1 protein-coding gene is annotated in these 22,333 nt (G+C 57.3%); it reads right to left on the bottom strand.

The annotated features are described in order from the left end of the window. Positions 1 to 63 precede the first annotated feature (63 nt). Positions 64 to 22,281 (bottom strand): VCBS domain-containing protein, encoded by a 22,218-nt coding sequence (locus tag AB8880_02285; protein XDZ66243.1) that lies wholly within the window; start codon positions 22,279 to 22,281, stop codon positions 64 to 66. Between the last annotated feature and the right edge of the window lie 52 nt (positions 22,282 to 22,333).

Below are 22,333 nucleotides of genomic sequence, written 5' to 3'. Positions count from 1 at the left end.
GAAAGGTAGGGCCATGTCATTCCGGCCCGGGCAGAACCTGCCCCCGGGGCGTGCTGCCCTGATCTATATGAACTCGAAATTGGTAAAGTCAAACTCATAGGCCCCGGTATTATCCATCGTCTGGTCAATAATCATGACCAGTTCCGTATTATTGGCGTTGTTCGGGTCGACCCAGATGATGTGGGTATCATGGAACATTCCATCGTTGGTATCCCGTGTATTCGACTCATATTTGAGCCCGGTATTATCGGTGAAGTTGGTCGATGTAATCTTGGTTGTATCCACCGTATCCGCCACATCAATAACGATCTTGTCTTCACCTGCGGTAAAGGAAATGACCTTGTCGGCGGCACGTTCATTGGTGCCGGTTTCAACGAGGAACCGGTCAACTATACTGCCTCGACCCAACATGTCATCAGCACCGGCGCCACTGTCGTAGAGATCATCTTCTGTCGTCTCTGTTGTATCGGTGCCCACATTGGGTGCTTTAAGATTGCTGTAGACACCGAGATACACATTCTGGCCCGCACTTGTTGCCCCGCCCACGTCAGTGGCTGTCACGGTGAATTCATAATATCCCTTGGTGGGTGTCACACGGTTATCATCTGCTTTCAGCCGGATTGTGTTTCTTTCGCCGATCTCAAAGGAGGCGGCATCGGTACCGGAAAGCGACAGCGTGTGTTTTTCGAACGAATTGGGATCGGTAATTGCCGGCATATAGGCACGTACCCCGGAAGTTTTTTCCTCGATCGTATCCGGTGCCTCCGAAGTGATGATCGGCGCGGTATTCCCCTCAATGGTGATGGTCATATCGATGACACTGCTCAACTCGCCATCATTGATCGTGACCTCATAGGTGGTGGTGAGATTATTTCCTGCGGTGAGGCCTTGCACCGCCGAATTCTCGTTATCAAGCACGAATCTATAGGTGCCATCCGGATCCATGTTCAGGAGGCCGTAGCTTGTCTCACCTGATTTGAGGGAGAACGAATAGGTGAGCGCGTCATCATCGCCATCGGGGTCAATCCCCGGCACTTTGCCCCTCATGATACTGGTATCCCCGGCAACGATCGTCACCCGTGATCCTGCCTCAAGGTTGATCCGCTCGGGATGGGTGTAGCCGGTGTCCGGATCAACCACGGGCCGGAACCTGAACTGCGTGCCCTGGTCGGCGTCGGCATCAAAGCCAGCGGTCACCCGGACATTGGTGATATATTTTGATGCAAGGGCGTCATTGTTGAGGTAATTCGTGAGTTGCTGCAGCGTACGCTCTGTACCCTGGACACTGGCCAAAATGGTGAGCCCTGTGTCATCGTCAAATTCGATCAAGACAGGATCAGAGCCTGTCCCCTGCCTGACGATCAGGGAGGTTTGGGTAGGCTTGACGAGATCAAAGGTCAGCCCGTGAAGGACAAAATCCTCCTCAAAAGTGCCGACGGTCGGGGCTTCCTCACTCCGTCCCTCGATGGTGATGGTGATATCATGGGGGATGGAGTTGCTCTTCAGGACGTCCTCTGCCGTGACGGTATAGGTGGTGGTAAGTGACTGGCCGTCATTGAGCGCCTGCACCGCCGCCACGCTGTTATCAAGGGTAAAGATCCATTCACCGGAGGAGGAGATATCGAACGTACCATAGGACGCCCCGGATTTGAGCGCCGCCGACCAGGTGATGGCATGGTTTTCGGCATCATTGGCAAAGACCCGCCCGCGGATCTCGGAGATGGTGTCTTCCTTCACCGTTGGCGTGGTGTTCTTGCCTTTCAGGGTATAGCTCTCGCTATGGGCGGGAACGGGGTTACTCGCGGTCAGGAACGGGGCATAATTGGTGAACAGCTCAAGATCAATATCGCCTAAGTTGTAGTTGTAATACCCAGGATCGTCGCGGTCCGTATCAAGGTAGATATCGTCATTTGGCGGGGAGGGATTAAGCGATGCCGCCTTGATGAATTCCCCTGCAACCGCATCGGTATTGAGCGCATTCAGCACGGCGTCCCAGGTATCCTCAGCGCCGCGAACAGAGTGGAGCAGCTTGACACGCGAAGCGCCCTGCGCATCTGTCTCTTTCGTTATTGTGACCGGCCCCGTTTCAGAATTAGCGCCTGATCTGTTGGCGACTTCAAACGTGACATCGACATCCTTTTCGGGATAGATGAAGAGCACATCACGGATCGAGAGCGGCAGCACATTTCCTTCGATCATCGGCGCCGTGTTGCCCTCAATCTCAATGTTGAGCACTTCGGTTGTGGTAAGAGCCCCATCCGAGACCGTGACCCTGTAACCCGTCTCGAGGGTATCTCCGACGGCGAGATTTGCAACATCGGTATGCGCGGTATCGACGGTGAAGGTCCAGTTGCCGTTGGCCGTGATGGAGAACGTGCCATAGTTTGCCCCGGAGACAGGCGTGGATTCCGCCGTGAACGTGGGGGTAATACCATTGGAGGTAAAATCCTCGGCGCGGATCGTGCCGGAAATCGCCTCCGTCGTATCATTGCCAATCGCAGGCCGCCCCGGGACTTCTGTTATGAGATTGCTAACTGAGCCATCAGGAAGTCTTAGTCCGTCAAGCCGGTTGTCGATAAAATCCAGAAACCGTGCGGTTTCGTTCACCTGCGCATTGGTGAAATATTTTGTGGCAATGGCGCTGGAATTGAGCGCATCCACCATATCCTGCCAACTCGCCCAGTCACGGTTGTTGAGCCCGTTTGTGGTGGTATCACCCCAGTAGGTGACCGTTATGGTGCGGGTGGCGGCATCCTCCGTGATATCGACAAGCTTCCCGGCGGGTCGGCCGTCTATAAAGACGATGGTGAAATCCTCCCGGGTTATCACCTCGAAGGTCAGCCCCGAGATTGAGACCTGCTGGCCGATATCCCGGAAAGCAGGCGCGCCGTCGGTGCGGCCTTCAATCGTGATGTCGATATCCCTGCTGTCGGTGCGGCCGGACTGGTCCGTCACCGTCACCGTGTAGGTGGTGGCAAGCGTGTCGCCGTTGTTAAGCCCGTTCACCGCCGCGTTGCCATCATCAAGGGCAAAATTCCAGTTGCCGCTGGCATCGATGGTGAAGGTGCCGTATTCCGGCGTCACCGTTGCCTGATCACCATCGTCATCCTTGAGGGCGGCACTGTAGGTGAGCGCCGTGCCGAGCGCGTCATCCTCGGCATCGCTGGCAATGACCTGGCCCCAGGCATCAAAGTTGACTCCGACGGCGAAAGTTGAATGGACGCGATCTTCCTGCACCGGGATGGTCGTGTCGATCCCCGGCACCTGGTGGGTGCGAGGGGTGCTGTCGGGAGCCGGATCGAGCGTGCCGCCGATAAGCGAGTTCGGATCATATCCATCGGACACACGGACATTGGCAATATTGTCCTGGAAGACCGCCTGGCCAGCGTGCCTCAAATTAGTGGAACTTACATTCCTGATGAAATCCACCATTTCCTGCCAGGTGTCGGCCGTGGAGTCGGAAAGATCTCCCTGATAACCAATGGCTGGCCGGACGAGCGCGAAGATGGGTCTGGTAGCGCTTAATGTCCACCAGAACTCGAGATTGAAATCCGTCTCCGAGAGCACATCAAAGGTGAGCCCGTGGAGAATATGCGAGCCGATCCCGGCCCGGTGGACACGGGAGATTTCCGGCGCCTCATTGGTATAACCATGGATGGTGAAGGCCAGATCCTGCGTGACCGGATCCTCGACCTGGGCATCGGTCACCGTCACCGTATAAGTGGTGGTGGCCGTCTCGCCTGTATCGAGATCATGGAGGGCGCTTGAGCGGAGATCGAGGGCGAAATTCCAGTTGCCGCTCGCATCGATGGTGAAAGTGCCGTATTCCGGCGTCACCGTTGCCGAATCACCATCGTCATCCTTGAGGGCGGCGGTGATGACAAGATCGGAAATCCTCGTATCGGCATCTGTTATCTCAAGCTTGCCCTTGGCATTGACACGGCCGGGCAGATACCAGGTCGTGCCCGCCGCATCATTGGCCGGCGCAAGAGGATCAACCGTGACGAAATCCTCTCCAAGGTCACCGGTGCCGACATGTGTCAGATTGTCTATATAGGCATTCTGCCCGGAAATCGCATTGTTCAAGGTAATCGCGCTCTTGATCGCATTAACCAGCTCTTCCCAAAGGGCATCGAACTGACCGAGCTTATCGCCATAACTGATCTTGAACCCGTTCCCGCCGGACAGGGCTTCAGTGCTGACCTCGTCAAGGGAGGGCGTGTAGACCACCTGGATCTCAAAACTGTCATCGGAAACGATAGTGAACCCGAGCCCGTGGACATCTGACGTCTTGATCGTGCCCCGGACAGGGTTAGGGGTCCGGTTGGCGTATTCGTAAAGAGCGGCATTCGTGTTCCCGGCGGTATCGGTGCCGATACCGCTTGAGGTAATCTGGGGCGCGTGGTCCGTTTTCCCGTCAATGGTGATGACAAGATCTTCGGTGGTGATGTTGCCCGAACTGTCGGTCACCTGAATGAGCCAGGTGCTCGTGCCCTGCTCATTGTCATCAAGATCGAAGAAATCAGGCTTCGTATCATCAAGAAAGAAGGTCCAGTTGCCGTTGCTGTCAATCGTCAGATTACCATAGTCTTTCGAGCCGGGTTTCAGTGCCGCCGCATAGGTGAGGGGCGTGTTTGTCGCATCATCCTCGGTATCCGTCGCCGCCACCGTGCCGGTGAGACGTATCGATGCCTGAAGATTTGTCAGGCCCGAGACGGTATCCGTCCCGGCCAGCGTACCTTCGATGACATCCGTTGCCGTGGTACCTGAGGCCACCTCGACATTATCAACATATTTCTGCGCCCGGCTGTCATCATTCAGCAGATTGACAATGTCCTGCCAGGTGGCTTTCCTGTTCTGGTCGTTGTTGGTGTTACCGGAACTGTTGTACCAGATCACCAGGCCGCCATCATTGGCTTTCTCGCTGTTGATCGAGGCGATACCCCCGGTCTGGGGAGCAAACTCGAGGGCAAAATCACCTGCCGCCACCACATCGAAGGTGATGCCGTGGATGGTCTGGCTGGCTATGTTGAGCCCCGCATTTTCGGTGAGTGTTCCCGATGGCTGACCGACACCCGAGATCGCCGGCGCATCCCCGATCTGGAACCGCACATCGACGCTGATCTCATTGCTGAACTGAAGCCCGTCATGCACCTTGACATCGACGCTGAGCCTTCCACCCGTCACCTCGGATTCCGCAACTGTAGCGTCCTTCTTGACCCCGAGCCGCATAACCCCCGGCGATGTTTCCTCAAGATAGAACCGGCTGTCCGATACAATCCCGACAAAGGCATTGTCGGTTCCATCGCCGTCGGTCACCAGAATCTCAAGGCCGGTATCGGTATCTGCCGCCGCCGCCGAGCCTGTCTTCACGACCCCGGATTGCAGGGCCGGGCCTTGGGTGATCACCGGCACCTCATCGTTGAAGGCCAGAACCCGTACCGTCACATCACGGCTTGTTGTCGACACGCCGTCGCTCACCTCGACCGTGATGGCATAGCTCGCCTTGGTCTCCGCGTCGGGATTGCCGGTAAGTGTCAGCGCCCCGGTGGCGGCATTGATGCTGAAATCACCCGCATCATCGCCGCTGAGGCTCCAGGTCAGGGGCAGAAGCGTGGTGCCGTCCGGCCCGGTCCGTTTCGTGCTGGCCAAGAAGGTGGTGAGCACCTGGCCTGCGCCGATTTCCTCAAAGACGACAATCTCATTCGCACCGGAGCGGCTGAAGACATGCTCCCCGTCAAACCTCTTGCCCGAGCCGATAACATCCCGGGCCAGTTTTTCATCTTCACGATAGGTCTGGCGGTCAAGCGCCTCAAGCTTGAGGCCAGTGATATCACGAAGATCACCGAAACTGGTAAGTGCAACTTCCTGACCGCCGCTATTGACGGTGTGGGTTGTCCCGAGGGCCGTGATGATCTTCTGCGGGGAGGCAAATTCTATCGCGCCGAGCCCGCGTGAACTGTTGAATCCGCTAATAGCCAGCGTCTTTTCGGCTTGCTGGACATAGATCCCGAAATTGTTCCCCGAGCCCGTGAACAACCCGAAATCCACCTCATACGGCCCGTCCGTGCCGAAATCCAGTTGATGCTGGTACTGCTGCACATCCACCCCTTCCCCTTCGGTAACGGTGAACTGAAGCCCGTGCACAAAGAGCGTATGCTGCCGTGGCAACTCATCCATGGCCAGGAGCGAGGTGTATACCACCTCAACCACCTCCGTGGTTGACCCGGCCCCGCCGGGGACGCTCCCCCCGCCGGGGACGCTCCCCCCGCCATCAGGCAGTGAACTTTCCGAACTCGCCGTCACCTGCACGAGCAGGTTCTGCTCTTCGGGAAGATTTGCAAACGCACCATCGGCAAAACGCACCTCGCCTGTCGCCGCGTCCACCATGAAGTGCCTGTTGTCGCCCGCCTCCGGATCAAGGCTGTAGCGAACGATATCCGTAGGCGCCTGCCCGGCAACATTGTCCCCGTCCGTCGCCGTCAGGGTAAAGAGGACACTGCCGGTCTCGCCTTCGCCTGCGCTCTGGCTGGCGCTGATCTGGCTGATCCGGCCGTCGCTGCCGGCGCTTTTAAAAACGAGGGTACCGTTGCCATCGTCGCTGACATCGCCAAGGATGAAGAGCTCGCTAGGGAAAAACTCCAGATTGTTGTAGTTTGTCCCGTCAATGGTTTCCCTGCTTTCGTCGAAGGCCATGGCAACGTACTTACCGTTCGCATCAAGGGCAACAACGATCTGCCCTCCATCTGCCACGGTCAGGGCCGTGCCATCGAAGGTGATCCGGTCCTTGCCGGCGGCGTAGATCACCCCGCCCGTGACGGTGGCGCTCGTGCCGCTGATGGTCACCTCCCCGCCGGTATGGTCGAACCGGCCGCTGTTGCCGGTGGAAGCATAAACCGGGGGGAAGAAGGGGGAGACGGTGGTGAGGCCGAATTCGATCCAGCTTGCGCCTGTTGTGCCGTCAATCCCGCCTGGCAGAGGGGTGAATTCCGGCGCGATATCGTCCACATTTGCAAGATTGAAACTGTAATCCTGGATGATCCATTCGTCGCGCGGGGCCGTGATCTGGGTGAAGTCGTGATTGCTCACCGCCTTGGTGTTGTCAACGACCTTGAGCGAGCCTCCCTCTGATACCACCTCCCCGATGATGACGTAATCCACCCCTTCGGTCCCCGTCGGGGTGCCTGATGTCTTCAGTCTCCATCGAGGGAGGCCGTTCTGCGTATGACCTTCATCCTGAAAACGGATGATATCGCCAGCCGACGCGGAGGTGATTTCCTCGTGATGGAAGGTTATCTTCCCTGACCTGCCATGAAGATAGATATCGCCGTTAAATTGTTCCAGTACCACCGAGCCTGTTGAAATATCGACATTGCCGCCAGTGTAATAGACATGGCTGGTATTGGTCTGCCCCGGGTCCACCGCCTCGGAGCCGTCAATGCTGACAACCCGGCCGGTGAACCCCGTCACCGCCGCGGTCGGACTCGCCGCCGAGGTTCCTAAAACGGTGATGTCAAGCGTATCGCCTGCCTCGAAATCCCCCGTATTCTCGCCGGTAAAGGCAAGGCGGTTGATGTTGTTCCCCGACCTCGAGATGGTGAAATCGGCGTTGTTCCCCTTCACCGGGTCATTATTCACCAGCATGAAGAAATTTGAGCCGTCCAGATCGCGGAGCTGCCCGACATACTGCCCGAGCAGCTTATCCGCATCCGGGTTGGGGCCTTCGGGGATCAGCAGCTCATCCGAGCCGGAGAAATAGCGCACATCATCATTGATGATCTCCACCACCTCACCCTCGACAAAGGGGATCAGGGGGCTGATGCTCGTATCAAGATGCGGGGAGTTCTCACGCGCCTCCAGAGGATTGCCCTGCCCCCCGGCGTGGTCCCGGCCGCCCGCCGGCGTGCCCTGGACGCGGATCACTGTCGTATCCAGCGCCCCGAGGACGGCGGAGCCGTCGCTCGCCACCAGCCTGATCTCAAAATCAAGGGCCTCTTCGGCGATCACTTTCTCAAGCGCGGCAACGATATCCTCCATGGTTGCGGCCTTGTCCGCGGTGACCGTGAAGCCGGTGCTGGCGGAATAGCTCGCCTTCACCTCGCCGTTGTTGCTGCGGATCCAGTTCGCCCGGTTGCCCCATGTTGTGGCGGCACCGCCGCCATTGACATTGACAATCACCTTGTCGGCCTCATCAATATTCAAGGCACTGTCATCCATATGTGCGATGATCGCATCCTGGATCTGGCGGCGGTCCACCCGGCCGGATGCCGGCAGGTCGACATAGAGCACATGCTCGATCCCGGTCGTGTCAAGATAGATGGAGAAAACCGCATCCACCCCCGGGGTGCCGGCCTTGCTTTCAATCGTGCGGGTGATGGGCAGGACACCTTCAGGGAAGGTGATCTCGCGGCCCATCCGCACCTCGAGCGCCCGGCCCGGGGTGGCCGGGTAAAACGCCATGTTCTCGTTGGACGAGCTATAGTCCCTGAAAACCATGGAATCGCTGGCACTGGCATCGAGTTTCATGGTGATCTGGATGTTATGGACTTCCGTCTTGCCCGGGTCAGGGATTCCAATCCCCGGACGCCCCGTGAGCTCGAGCACATTCCGGCCGGGATTGCCGAAATCCGGATCGAAGGTGAGGCTGATCGGCTCCGGCGTTGCAAGATGGAACACCTCCATCGGCGTTGCGACAAAGACACTCGTGGTTTGCGTGATTTCCACCTCCCGGGTCAGGCTCAGCCCGCCCTGATCTGTTGCCGTGATCTTGAAATTGTAGGTCTCGCCCGGGTCTTTCAGGTCAAGACTGCCCCGCGCCCAGAGCTCGTTGCCGTTGCGGACCTCAAAGAAATGCCGGTCCGGGAATTCGTTCACCGGATCAAGGCGCACGACCTCGAAAGACATCGCATCTCCCCCGAATCCGTCATCGATCGCCGACAGCGTGCCGATGAGCGCCCCGTTCGATGGAACATCCCGGGCCCCGAGGGTGGCATGATCGAGCAGGATCGCCGTCGGGGCGCTGTTCCCGGTAAGCTCAACCTCCTCATCTTCCACCGTGATGGTGAAATTCTGGGAGACCTTTTTGCTGGGAGCCCCGGATATCTGGCCCTGGGCCGTACTCGACACCACCTCAAGCTTCAGATCAAGGCTTGCGGCCGTCTCATAATCGAACGACCTGTCCGCCAGTTTGACGATCTCGAAATTGTCCTCGAAAAGGCCGAAGACATTACCTTGATGGGCACGGAAAACAACATCATTGCTCCCGAAGACCCGGCCATCGCCCTCTCTTTTGAGACCGAAATCATCATTCACCGTGTCGTCGGCATTCCTGAAGACGATGGTCACATCAACAGGGCTTCCCTGCTCCGGGTCGGACGTGAGGTCAGGATCGTTGACCTCATCCTGAATATTGACGCTGATCCCGACCTCGACCGCATCCGTAACATTCTCCCGCACCACCCCGGAGGTCTGCGAGAGTGTCAGCACCGGCGGGTCTTCATTTGCGTGAACCGGCACCGTAAGCTCAAGGGGGTCACTGGTAACTGCCGGGAATTCCACAAGGTAGCTCCGCACCTCGAGGACATCCTCGTCATTCTTCCACAGCCCCTTGAACCCGTCTCCATCCTTGTCGAGCTCATAGGCCCAGGACCCAACGGAACTGATGGCGAATGTCCCGTAAAGACCCTTGATAAACACCGATGGACCAGTCTCAACCCGGATGTACTCACCGCCCAGGTCCCTGTGCTTCACCTCAAGTCCGGCGGTGAAGCCGCTGATCCCGGTGGAGAAGGTGACCAAAGCACCCGGGGCGAACGTACCGAGGTCCGTCGAACCCGAATCCCCCACGGGATTGGCATTCCCGCCCCCGCCGATGGCCGGGGTTTCCAGACTGTCCCCGATATGGATCTTGTAATCCCGGCTTGAGACAGCACCTTCGCTGTCCTGCGCCGTCAGCGTCAGGGTGATCTGCGATCCCTCAGCCTCGGTGATCGTCTGACCTGCCTTGAGGAAGATATCGTAACTGTCAGAAAGCTCGCCCGTATGCTTGATCTCAAACCGGCCGTCGCTGAGATGAAGACCCGTTGTGCCCGCGCTTGATTGCTGCGCCTGCTCATCGCTCGAAAGCGACACCACGTCATCGGTGATCGTCACCGTGGTGATCAGGGTGCGGGTTGTCTTCACGCTCCCGCTTGTCTGCCCCACCAGCGCCACCACCGTGCCATCGCCATCGGTCCCGCCGCCACCGAAGGAATAATCCCGAATGTATGTCGGCTTGTGAGTTCCATTGGCGCCAGGCTCCAGCGTGGCGACGAAATTCTCCTCAAACGGGCTGACATCATATGTAAAGAAGCCCCCACCTGTCTCCCCCTGTTTGTTCCCGTCCGCATCGCCATGCAGGAAGACAATCAGCTCATCATAGGTCTTGCCGCCGCTGCCCTTATTGATCTGGAGATAGAGACGCGGCACATCCCCCTCATAATTGTTGATAAAATACGCACCGCTGAAGCCGTTTGAGGCATTGAACAGGGTCAGCGTCAGATCGTTATGCTCATCACCGCCATGGCGGGAGGTGATCAGCAGCCCTTCATTGTTATTGTTCTCGTTCCTGATCACAGCAAATGCCTTTGTCTGGCCTTCGGAAATCACCGGCGCGTCGTTGCCATGGGCGCTGCCCGTCACCGTGATGTTGAACTCCGGACGATTGTCGCGGTTTTGCAACCCGTTGAAATAATACACCGTCTCGGTCACCGTCACCCCGTCCCGGATACCTTCCTTCGCCTGGTAGCGGAACTCCCCGCCCCGCTCAAGGGCCAGATACCCGTAGCGGGTCTCGATCATCCCGCCGACGGCGCTGTCATCACGCCCCGTCCCCGAAAAGAAGTGCCGCTCGTCGATCTGCTTGCTCCCGGGGATCGTATAGAACTCATCACGGATGCCATCGCCATCGAAATCAAGGGAGAAATTGCCGTCATTGTAATCATTCTCCGTGATACTGGAAAACCCGTTCGTCAGCACATTCGTCATCTCACCCGAGATGACGCTGGCCGCGTCATTCACGGGGTCCGTATTTCTGTCAAAATCCTCGTAGTCCGGCCGGGGAGCATAGGCGAGCCAGAACGTCTCCTCGCTTTCCAGGCCGTGCCCGTCCACCAGTTTGAACTCATGGGCGAAGAGGACATCTCCATCCCGGTGATACTTGGGCAGGTTAGCTGCCCGGCCAGCACGGCCGATATATTCATCAGGCGCCTTGACATGGATATCCACGAAATCTCTCCAGATATAGACACGATCCTTCTCAAGCGAGGCACCGTTGAACACATACTCCCCAAGATGCGCGTTCATCCTCTCGCCCGTGTACTTGAACCCGTAATAATTCTGATGACTGAAGCCGTGGAGCACCTGAAGTACCGGGCGATCACCCGCAGGCAGGGTATTGATTGCTGCCCAGTCATCATCCACGGGCTGGACGCCATGGAACTTGCCGTAGGTGGAGCCGTCATGCTGCACATTATACGACAGGAAAGTGCCCTCCCGCTGGGCTCCAGCGGTCTGACTCCCCACGTCAAGGTTAAGGGAGATGATATTCGTCTCCCGCGGAAGGCCACTGAAAAGACCGCTGAAGGTCGGCGGATCGTTGCGATCAAGCACATTCACCGTCACCTCAACCGGCGTCGGGAACGCATCCCCGTCCCGCACCGAAACCTCGAAGGTCAGCTGCCCGCCGCTCCGCTCGTAATCCAGCGCAACGCCCTCACGCTTGAAGAGCCGGTAAATCTCCGCGCCATCGTCTTTCCTGATCTCAAACAGATCACCATAGGGGTTGAAATCAAAACTGAACTCATTGCTGCCGGAGCGGCCATCGGGATCAACCAGCTCGAAGATAATGCCCGTATCCACCGCCGCAAGATCATTCTCATAAACATATCCCTTGAAGGTGGACGTGCTCTCACCCAGTATCTCGATCTCCCGGAAATGCTGGTTATCACCGGCAAAGACAAGCTCGACCTTGTTGAATTCCGCCGTCTGGTCGGTGAGCGCAACGCTGATCGCCTTCACCGTCCCGTCCTTCGAATCAAGCTCCAGCTCCTCGATCTTCGTGTCATCCTTGTAGAAAATCACCTTCGAGCCATTAATCCGCTCAAGGGTCTCCTCCGATGCAGCCGTCCGGTTATGGAAGATGAACCCGCCTTGCGTGTAGGTCTCATCAAACTCGAAGGTGATCTTCTTGCCATCCGCCTCCAATGGATGAAACACGAAATCAGGAGAACCGGAATAGGGATAAAGACCCGCATCCCGGGAAGTGGACTCGGAAATGTTGCCATCGGTGATCGCCACCAGCTGGCTGCTGATCGCCGCCGCGAAATTCGCATCGCTCGATTCCACCTTCTCGAAACCGGTATCATCCGCCCCGGTATAGCCGGCATAGGCCGTAATATCCGTGGTGATCGTCGCCAGCGGCGCGATATTGTTCCGCGCATCGAAATAAAGCTGCGGCGGTGCCACCTCACCCATGAGCTCGATCTCAAGAATATGGTTTGGAACAGAAGCATCCGCCGAACTCGCCTTCGGCGGCAGGGTCAGCACCAGCTGGTCGAACTGCAACTCCGAAAGCTTCTTGCCGCCATGGCTCATCTCGCCAAGGTCGATCCGGTGCGCCGAACGCGTCGCCGCATCGCTGGAACCGGTGGCCGCCTGATCCCGGTCAGGAAGATCGATCTTGTCGGTGACCGACCGGCCATCGATGAAAAGCTGGATCTTGGCGCCGTTGATACGCGACAGATCGGCCGCCGTCGCCGAATCCTTGACCCAGATCACCAGCTCATCGGCAAACGCCATCTGGTTGAGGTCAATCCTGATCTCATCCCCGTCGCCATTGCTCCAACTGCCGCCGTAATCATAACTGCCGGCAGAATTCGCCGTCTCGCCATCGGAAATGAAATCAAGAATCCCGCGATAACTCCCCGAATGCGCATCTCCCACCCCGCTGAACGTGATCTGGTCACCGGTATCATTGTAAGAGAGCCGCGTGCCCGAAAGAGTCACCAGATTTTCACGGCTTGCGCCTGATGTACTGGCGCCGGGTACGGCATAGGAAGTGGGAGAGGTATCCGGCGGATCAAAAACACTGCCTACCTTCGCGCTCGCATCCGTCCCCGGAGTCAGGCGCGCATTTGCCCCGAGTTTGGCGAAATCCGCATCCGCATTGAGCTCGTCCACCAGTTTCTGCCAGGTGAACGCATTGTCATTCTCATAATACAGTATCCTGTTGTTTGCCTGATCGAAGACATCGATGGCTTTCGAATATGTCCCGTGATTGCTGAACTCAAGCGTGAAATCATCTTCCGAGACAACATCAAAGACAAGGTTGTGGATCGTCCGGGACTTGTCCTGAAACTCAACCAGCACCGGGGCGTCATCATCCCCGTTGATGGTGATGGTGACATTCCCCTCGTTTGAGACGACCGGATTCTCCGGGGTGCTGTCGGATACATCCTTGATCTTGATCTTGAACGTCTCTTCTTGCGTATCCCCGACATTGAGCGAATTCACCTTCGCGTCGTCAACCTCATAGGACCAGCCGTAAATCCCCGCCACATTGTTCGACACAAGGGTCAGCGTGCCCCATTTCCCCTCAATCTCGGTCGGCGTGCCATCTTCCGCGCTTGTCCACACCTTACCATCGATCTCGATCTCGATCACCAGGGTGTTGCCCGCATCCTCACGATCGATATCAATGATATGGATCGCATCGGTGACAACCGTGCCATCGCTTTCGCCGATCGCCGTGGTAAAGTTGTAGCCCGCCGTATCCTTGGCGGCGTCACGGCGGATTTCGGCGGCGTCATCAACCGGCGTGATATGAAGATAGAACCCGCCTTCGACCCCGGACGTATTGCCATCGGAGATGGTAAACCGGAACACATCCTGCCTGATCTCACCTGAATTCGTCGCCACATCGGTCTGCCGATAGCGCAGCCTGCCATCCCGCGCGCCCGCGCTGTTTGCCAATTCTCCCCAGATATCTGTTTGCGTGAACGTGTCCCCCACCGCAAGCGCATTCCAGACAGCGGTGTTGCCGCTGCCGGCCCTCAGCTCGAGCACGCCATGGGATGGGAGCTGCGTCAGGGTGTAGACCTCGTTATTCGTATCGTAGTCTTCGGTATGGAAATGCGCCGGATGCAGCACCGCCGTGCCCCCCTCCGCCACGTCCTGCCCTCCCCAGGCACCGAATTTGCCCCCCACCTTGCCGTGGAGGTTCTCGCCGCCCGTGATATTGAGGTAATCCCCTTGACGCCAGACCGTATCCACCGACGTTTCCGCCGCCCGGAGATCAAACATCGCGTTGAACAGTTCATGATTGGTATTGACCGTGAGCGGAACCACCCCCGTCGGCAGACTGCCGGCATCGGGCGCCGCCGCAAGATCAGCGATGAGCTGCGCAAAATCGGCATTCCCGTCCGGATCAGCCCCCTCCCGGCTCCGGATAACCACCTCGCGCTTCGACGCATCAAACACCTCGATGAAACCGACATCCGCCCCGTCGGCGGGCTTGAACTCAAACGTCCAGCCAATCAGGCTTTCCCCGGATATGGCGATGAACTCAAGCCCGTGGATGGTGACAATGTCGCCCCGCACCCCCGGCAGGGTGACACGTTCCACCAGGTCACCGCCGCCCGTATAGGTGAGGATCTTGCCATCAGGCCCGTCCTTGTCACTAACCGGATCAAGGACATGACCCACCACCGCATCCGGATCATACCCTTCGGTGACACGAACATCCGTGGCATAGGCCTTGAAAGCCGAACTCGCGTTGATGACATCCACTATCGCCTGCCAGGTCACCGCGGAATCCTTCCCGGAATAGTTGAGCCGATATTTTTGGCTGAAGACCTCCTTTTCGTACTGTAAGTTACCAGTGAAGGTGGCATGGTTGGAGACAATGAGCTCAAACCCATCAAACGAGCTGACCGTGAAACTGAGCCCGTGGATCACCACCACGTTGCGCTCCGGCGTATCCACCTCCTTGAGGGCCATCACCGGCGCATCGTTGAACGACGTCACCTCAAAGAAAAACTCCCGCGGCGCGCTCTCCAGACCGTTCCTGTCAACAACACTCAGCGTCAGGTAGGTCGGGGCGGGATTGCCCGTGTTGATACTCTCATGGATGATGCTGGCCTCGCTGTCATCGTGGACAAACTCCACCAGGCCCGCGCGCAGATCCTGCATCGAGAAGGACGTGGCCACCGCACCCCCCACCTCGACATGCCCTTTCACCGCCCCCTTCACAAGGAAGGTGACACCGTCGGCTGACGCATCACCCGCATCGGGATCGGTGATGCTGAACATCGTCTCGGCCAGTGCAAGCCGGTTATCCGTGGTGGCCGGATTTCCATCATCTTCCCGCACCGTGCCCAGCACATGATGGGGCGAGACAACCTTGTAGACACTGCCTTTAAGATTGAAGAAGGAGGTACGCGAGGACGTCAGCGGCACCGGGAATATCGGCACAAGTTCCCCGTTCTCGAAAACAACATCATCCCCGAACCCTGCCTTTTCCGTGCCAGCATACCCCGGCGCAAGGCTGATATCGAACCTCTTCTGCAGCTCGGTGTAATCATGATATGAGTAGCCAGCCGTCGTCGCAGGACCTTTCAGACCGAAGAAAAAGTTAGCGTCGGTCCCGTATTGCCCACTACCGTTGAGAAATTCATTAAGCGTATAGGGCTGACTCCGGCTTTCTATATTGAGCCGCAAGACCGGATCGCCGTCAATCATCACCGTATGGGCAATAAAACTCGGGGAGGCGGCGCCCACATAAGTTTCAAAAAAGCCGATATAGCCTGAATACTTGTCATCCGGGTCCTTGGCCTCAAAACGAAGACCATGGATATCAAGACGCGGCCGCTCAACCGGCACCGCCGCGCTGTCAAACTCAGGCACCTCATTAACATCCGCAAGACGGATAGTGTAGATTTCCGTCTGTGTCGTACTCCCCCCCGAGCCATCCGGCACCGTCAGATCTATACTTAAGGTCCTAAATGGGTTCGCCTCAAAATTTCCTGAATCCGCACCCGTAAAGGTCAGCACTCCACCCGTAGTGAGGCTGAACAACCCGTTATCCGTATTCGTCGCGCCGCTGGTAAGACTATACGCGGTCGCCCCCACATCACTCCCCAGCGTGCCGATAGTAATCGCCGAGCCGCTGCCATTGGCATTCTCATCCAAAAGGCCCATGCCATCCCCGTCTACCCCGCCCGAATACACTTTGACGCCATTTTCCTCAATGAAGACAACACCTTCAGTGATGATGAACGACTCAACACGGCTCAGCGAGTTGTCGGTCGGGTCCGTCGCCGTCAGCTCAATCTCATAAAACTCACCGTTCGACTTCCGGGTGGCGCCGGATTTGAAACGGAGCTCGATATCACTGCCATTCGCAACAACCTCAAACGTGTTTTGAGACGCCCCGTCCAGCGTGATATTCCCCGCCGTGTAGGTATCCCCCGCATCCTGATCCGTCACCGTGATCGTGCCGACCACCGTATCACTGCTGGACACCGCGGTTGAACTCAGGCTGATATCGGCGGGCGGCTCATCCACATCCGTCACATTCAGGGTGAAGGTCTCTGTCAGCTCCGGGTTGGCGCTCGCCGTCACCGTCACCACATGGCTGGCGGCGCTCTCAAAGTCCAGCACGTTCCCGTCTTTAAGCCACAACTCCTTCATGCCCGCGGTGGCACCGTCACGGATCTCGAACAGCGTTGTGTCACTCACCGTCGCCGTGTTCGCCCCCGCCGTGTCTTCATCCGTGAAACTGATATCCGCAAGCTTCTGTGCCGCCGCGGTTTCCGCCAGCGTCGCCTCACTTTCCGAAAGCGTCATCGCCGTCGGTATATCATCCGCATTCGCAAGATAGATGAGGTAATTCTCCGTGATCTCGTTCCCGTTGCTCGCATCCGTCGACGTGATCCGCACCGTCAGCGTATCACCTGCCTCGTAATTCCCCGAATTCTTCCCCTTGTAATAGAGATTGCCTGAAGAGATCTCAAACTCCAGGTTGTCGTTGCTCGGGGCCGTCGTTGCAAGCGAGAAGACCGTGTTTCCATTGTCATGGGTCAGCGCACCAAGATCGATCCAGACCGCGCTGCCATCGGCATTCTCCGCAAGAAGCCCGTCCACGAAAAGAGAGGTGATATCCGAATACCCCGTCCCTTTCCCGCCAACCTTAAGGCCGCTCGCAGTGACCGTGAAATCCTGGCTGATGGTCAGCGAGCTGTTATCCGGATCCGTCGCCGTAATCCTGATATTGTAACTCGCCGGAGGCTGGGCCGCAGAATTCTCGGCTATTCGCAATATCGTCTCGCCGTTGCCCAGTTCCTCAATGCTGAAGAGCGATGTAATCGTACCGTCAGCCAGCGTCACGCGCAGATCAGAAAGCCCGTAGAAAGCACCCCGACCATCTCCCGCATCCGGGTCCGTCACCGTGATCGTCCCGATCCGGCCACCTGCCTGGGAGAACAAAAGATTGCTCAGGCTGATATCCGTCGGCGCTTCATCCACATCAATCAGCCGGAAGACAACGCTGATATGTTCCGGGTTCTCCAGCACCTCGATCATCTGGGTCGCATCATCCGGGTCTTCAACCATCACCGGCTTGCCCGCTCGCACCACGATGCTGTGCGACGCATGCGCCTCGAAATCAAGCTCCGAGACATACTCCCCGGATACCTCAACCGGCTTCAGGTAGATCGCCCCCGTCGCCGCATCAACACGGAACGGACCCCCGATCTCCTCATTGCCGTCAGCATTCACCAGCTCATACTTGATCCTGTCATTATCCGCGTCGCTCGCCTGAACCTGATACACCAGCGTATCCGTATCCGTCTGGGCCACCGTCCCCTCGGCCAATGTAGTTACAACCGCATAGGTCCCAAGCTCATTGTTGTAGGTCCCTGGTACGGTATCCGCATCGTAGAACCCTTGATCCACATCCTCCTTGGTGACCTTATACGACGTCGCCCCGCCGTTCAGACGCTCAAAGCCGGTCTTGTCCGCGTTGATCTGGATCAGCTCATAATCGGTGATATCCTCCGATGTCGTATACACCGTCACATCATCCGACGGGTCCTGCGTGCCCATGTGATACGTCGTCTCTATATCCGCCGACGCTACCGCTATGCTCCAGTTCCCCTCGATATCCTGGTAAAGATAGAAAATGTCATTCGCATCGTAATCATCCGCCGACAGCGTCAGACCGCTATACCCCACAACATGGCCATTGATTAGATCCGACTTGACATAGCTATCGATTAGATCCAGTTGGACATAGCTTGGGGCATTGATTAGATCCGGATCGACTCCCGTGCCCGTCCGACCCGTGAAAAGGTCTTCACTTGCCGGAAACTCATCGTTAACAGACACAAACCGGTAAATCTCAAACACACCATCCGTGAAGGTCAGCGTACCATCCGGACCCATCGTGATCGAACCCGCAATCTGATAGCTCAAGAACTCCTCGATCTTGACATCGGTCCCCGTCTCTGTATTTGTTACCGGGTCCGTCCACGTTAACGTTACCGTCGTCGGCTCCTTGTGGACGAAATGCTCCCAGACATCCGCCTCCGTCTGATCCGCATTCTGAACCAGATTGGCAGCATCTACCGCAATCAACGGCGCATTGTCGTTAATATTCGCAAGACGGATCACGTAGATTTCCGTCTGCGTCGTCTGCCCCCCTGAGCCATCCGGCACCGTCAAATCTATGCTCAGGGTCTTGATCGGGTTCGTCTCATAATCCCCTGAATCTTCCCCCGTAAAGGTCAGCACTCCACCCGTGGTGAGGCTGAACAACCCGTTATCCGTATTCGTCGCGCTGCTGGTAAGACTATACGCGGTCGCCCCCAAATCATTCCCCAGCGTCCCGACAGTAATCGCCTTGGTGGTGCCATCGGCGTTCTCTTCAAGAAGACCGTCGCCATTCCCGTCCACCCCGCCGGAATAGATCTTGACGCTATTCTTCTCAATAAAGATGTTCCCTTCTTCCGTGATGAAGAATGTCTCAACATGGGTCAGTGAACTGTTATCCGGGTCCGTCGCTGTCAGCGATACTTCATAAACCGAACCGCCCGGCCTCCGAGTGGCGCCAGATTGGAAACGGAGCTCGATATTACTGCCATTCGCAACAATCTCAAACGTGTTTTGAGACGCCAAGTCCAGCGTGATATTCGACGCCGCGTAGGTATCCCCTGCATCCGGGTCCGTCACCGTCACCGTGCCAATCACGGTATCAAGGCGGGAAACCGAGCTTGAACTCAGGCTGATCCCCGTCGGCGCTTCATCAACATCGGTCACATTCACCGTAACCGCCGCCTGGGTGCTATTGCCTGACGTTGCTGGCACCGCCTCCACCGTCAGATCATAGCTCTTGGTTGACCCTTCGAAATCCTCACCTGTGCCCGTATAGGTGATCTCACCTGTGTTCGCATCAATCCGGAAATTCCCGGAAATCTGCGTCCCGTTATCAAAACGATAGGTGAGCGGGCTGTCTCCGGCATCCTCATCAGTCGCACTCACCGTGCCAACCACCACCGGCCCGCTGGCATTCTCCGCAAGCGTGAACGCATAGGATGGAGCACCAAAAACCGGAAGATCATCCACATCCGTCACATTCACCGTAACCGCCGCCGTCCGGGTGCCATTGCCTGACGTTGCTGGCACCGCCTCCACCGTCAGATCATAGCTCTTGGTTGACCCTTCGAAATCCTCACCTGTGCCCGTATAGGTGATCTCACCTGTGTTCGCATCAATCCGGAAATTCCCGGAAGTCCGCGTCCCGTTATCAAAGCGATAGGTGAGCGGGCTGTCTCCGGCATCCTCATCAGTCGCACTCACCGTGCCGACCACCACCGGCCCGCTGGCATTCTCCGCAAGCGTGAACGCATAGGATGGAGCACCAAAAACCGGAAGATCATCCACATCCGTCACATTCACCGTAACCGCCGCCGTCCGGGTGCCATTGCCTGACGTTGCTGGCACCGCCTCCACCGTCAGATCATAGCTCTTGGTTGACCCTTCGAAATCCTCACCTGTGCCCGTATAGGTGATCTCACCTGTGTTCGCATCAATCCGGAAATTCCCGGAAGTCCGCGTCCCGTTATCAAAGCGATAGGTGAGCGGGCTGTCACCGGTATCCTCATCAGTCGCACTCACCGTGCCAACCGCCACCGGCCCGCTGGCATTCTCCGCAAGCGTGAACGCATAGGATGGAGCACCAAAAACCGGAAGATCATCCACATCCGCAAGGCGGATCACGTAATCTTCCGTGATCGCGTTCCCGTTGCTCGAATTCGTCGACGTGATCCTCACCGTCAGCGTATCTCCAGCCTCAAAATCCCCCGAAGGATTGCCCGTGTAATAGAGCGTGCCTGCATCAATCACGAAATCACCGTTGTCCTCCGGGAAATTGTCATTCGCGTCCTTCGCAAGCATGAAAACGGTATTACCACCCTCATGACTCAGCGCCCCGATCGTGATCCTGGATGAACTGCCATTGGCGTTCTCATCCAGCAGGACGGCACCACTTTCATATGTTGTGGCTCCGCCCGCCTCAGTTCTGGTAATGAAAAGTTGGCCACCTGAAGTGAGCGTCACATCTTTGCTAAAAGACAGCGCAGAGTTGGTCGGGTCCGTCGCCGTCAGCGTGATAGTGTAACTTGATTGCTGAACAGGTGTTGCGCCGATATAGTGTAGCTCAAGCGCCCCGGTCCCGGTATTAGCCTGAACTGCAAAATTGGTCTGATCGGATACCGTGATATTCCCTGCCGCGTAACTATCCCCTGCATCCGGGTCTGTAACCGTCACCGTGCCGATAACACCACCATCACCGGGAATAACGGTATCGCTCAATTCAATGTTGCTGGCCGCGTCCTCCACCGCTGCAACATCGATGGTGATGGTGGCCGCATCCGAGGCCCTCTCCCCATCCCAGACCTTGAAACTGACCGTGATCTCCCCGTTGTAATCAGCAGCAGGCTTGATCTCCAGATCTTTGAGATCATTGAACGAGACATAGGCATAGTTAGTCCCCAGCGCACTCGTTAGAGCGTTACTGGCCCCAGAGGGCACACCTGCCAAAAGAGCTTCACCATCTATCTGCACACTCCAATTCGGAATATTTTCAACATCAATGAGAATCGCCGTAAGTTCCGATCTTGCCGCGTCCTTACTATTCCCGCCCGGGTCGAGGAAGCCGAAGAAGGCATCGACCCTGTCCGCGCTGACTTCCCCGCTTTCCGGATCCATCACGTGATCCTTGACGCGAAAGACCGTATCCTCATCAATCTCGTACATGTCACCTGACGCCAGCGGCTTGCCCCCGGCAATCAGCGCGGCCTCACCCTCCCGCGCCGTAACTTTATCCCGCAACCCCTTCAGCTCACTCGAGCCAGAACTATCCAGCACATCAGAAATCACCGATGCCCTATCCGACGCCGTAGCGATACTCTGCTCCCCCGCAAGACTCGAGTTCGCCTCTAACTCCGTCAGCGCAATCGAAGCCCGCGTGATCTGCTGGCTGATATACGCGTCCAGATCCGCCTCATACTCCGCCTGCCTATCCTCCGAAGCATCTGCACCCGGCTTCGTCGGCTTTGACAGATTCTCCCCGGGCTGCACCAGCGTGTAATGTGCCGGATCCGTCACATCCGATACCGTCACCTCGCCTGCACCGAAAATCGTATCCAGAATACCTTGATACTCTTCCGGGTCGCCGCTACTTGCCAGAAGATCCGTCAGGGGTGTTGCGATCAGTTCCTGATCAGAACTCGTCGGCGCCAGCGACCGGAACGTCCCGGTCAGCACCGCGCCTGTCTCAACGTCTACCGCTCCATCCACAACCGCGATGATCGGATACCCCTGATACTCCGCCGGAATATCCGCAAAACCATCTTCCCCCGTCACATAAGGGCCATGCTCACCCGCATCAATCTCGCCATTGCCATTCACATCGACGTAAACCTGCGCGCCACTCACCGCGCCATCAAATACCCCACGTTCAACCGTCGCCCCGACAGTGCCAGCACCGCCACCAGTTCCATCATCGCTACGCTCAACAATACGGGTTCCGCCTGAACACGCCGCCAGCACAAGCCCGCCTGCGGTCCACACGAATACCGATATCATCCCATCTACCGGGGGCCGATGCCGAAAGGCTTCCGGCAATCCTGACCGAAACAGGCGGGACGGGGAGAGGCGGGTGGGGTGGTTCATCTCGTTTGGCATGGTCTTCGTCCTGAATAATGGTGCGTAACGCTGACACCAGAACGGCCATGCC

The organism is Alphaproteobacteria bacterium LSUCC0684 (assembly GCA_041228335.1).
Lineage (GTDB): Bacteria > Pseudomonadota > Alphaproteobacteria > Puniceispirillales > UBA1172.
This window is presented reverse-complemented; position numbering and strand designations above follow the sequence as displayed.

Excerpts from the sequence above, each read along its gene's own strand:
- AB8880_02285 (XDZ66243.1), bottom strand. The coding sequence starts at position 22,281 with ATGCCAAACGAGATGAACCACCCCACCCGCCTCTCCCCGTCCCGCCTG.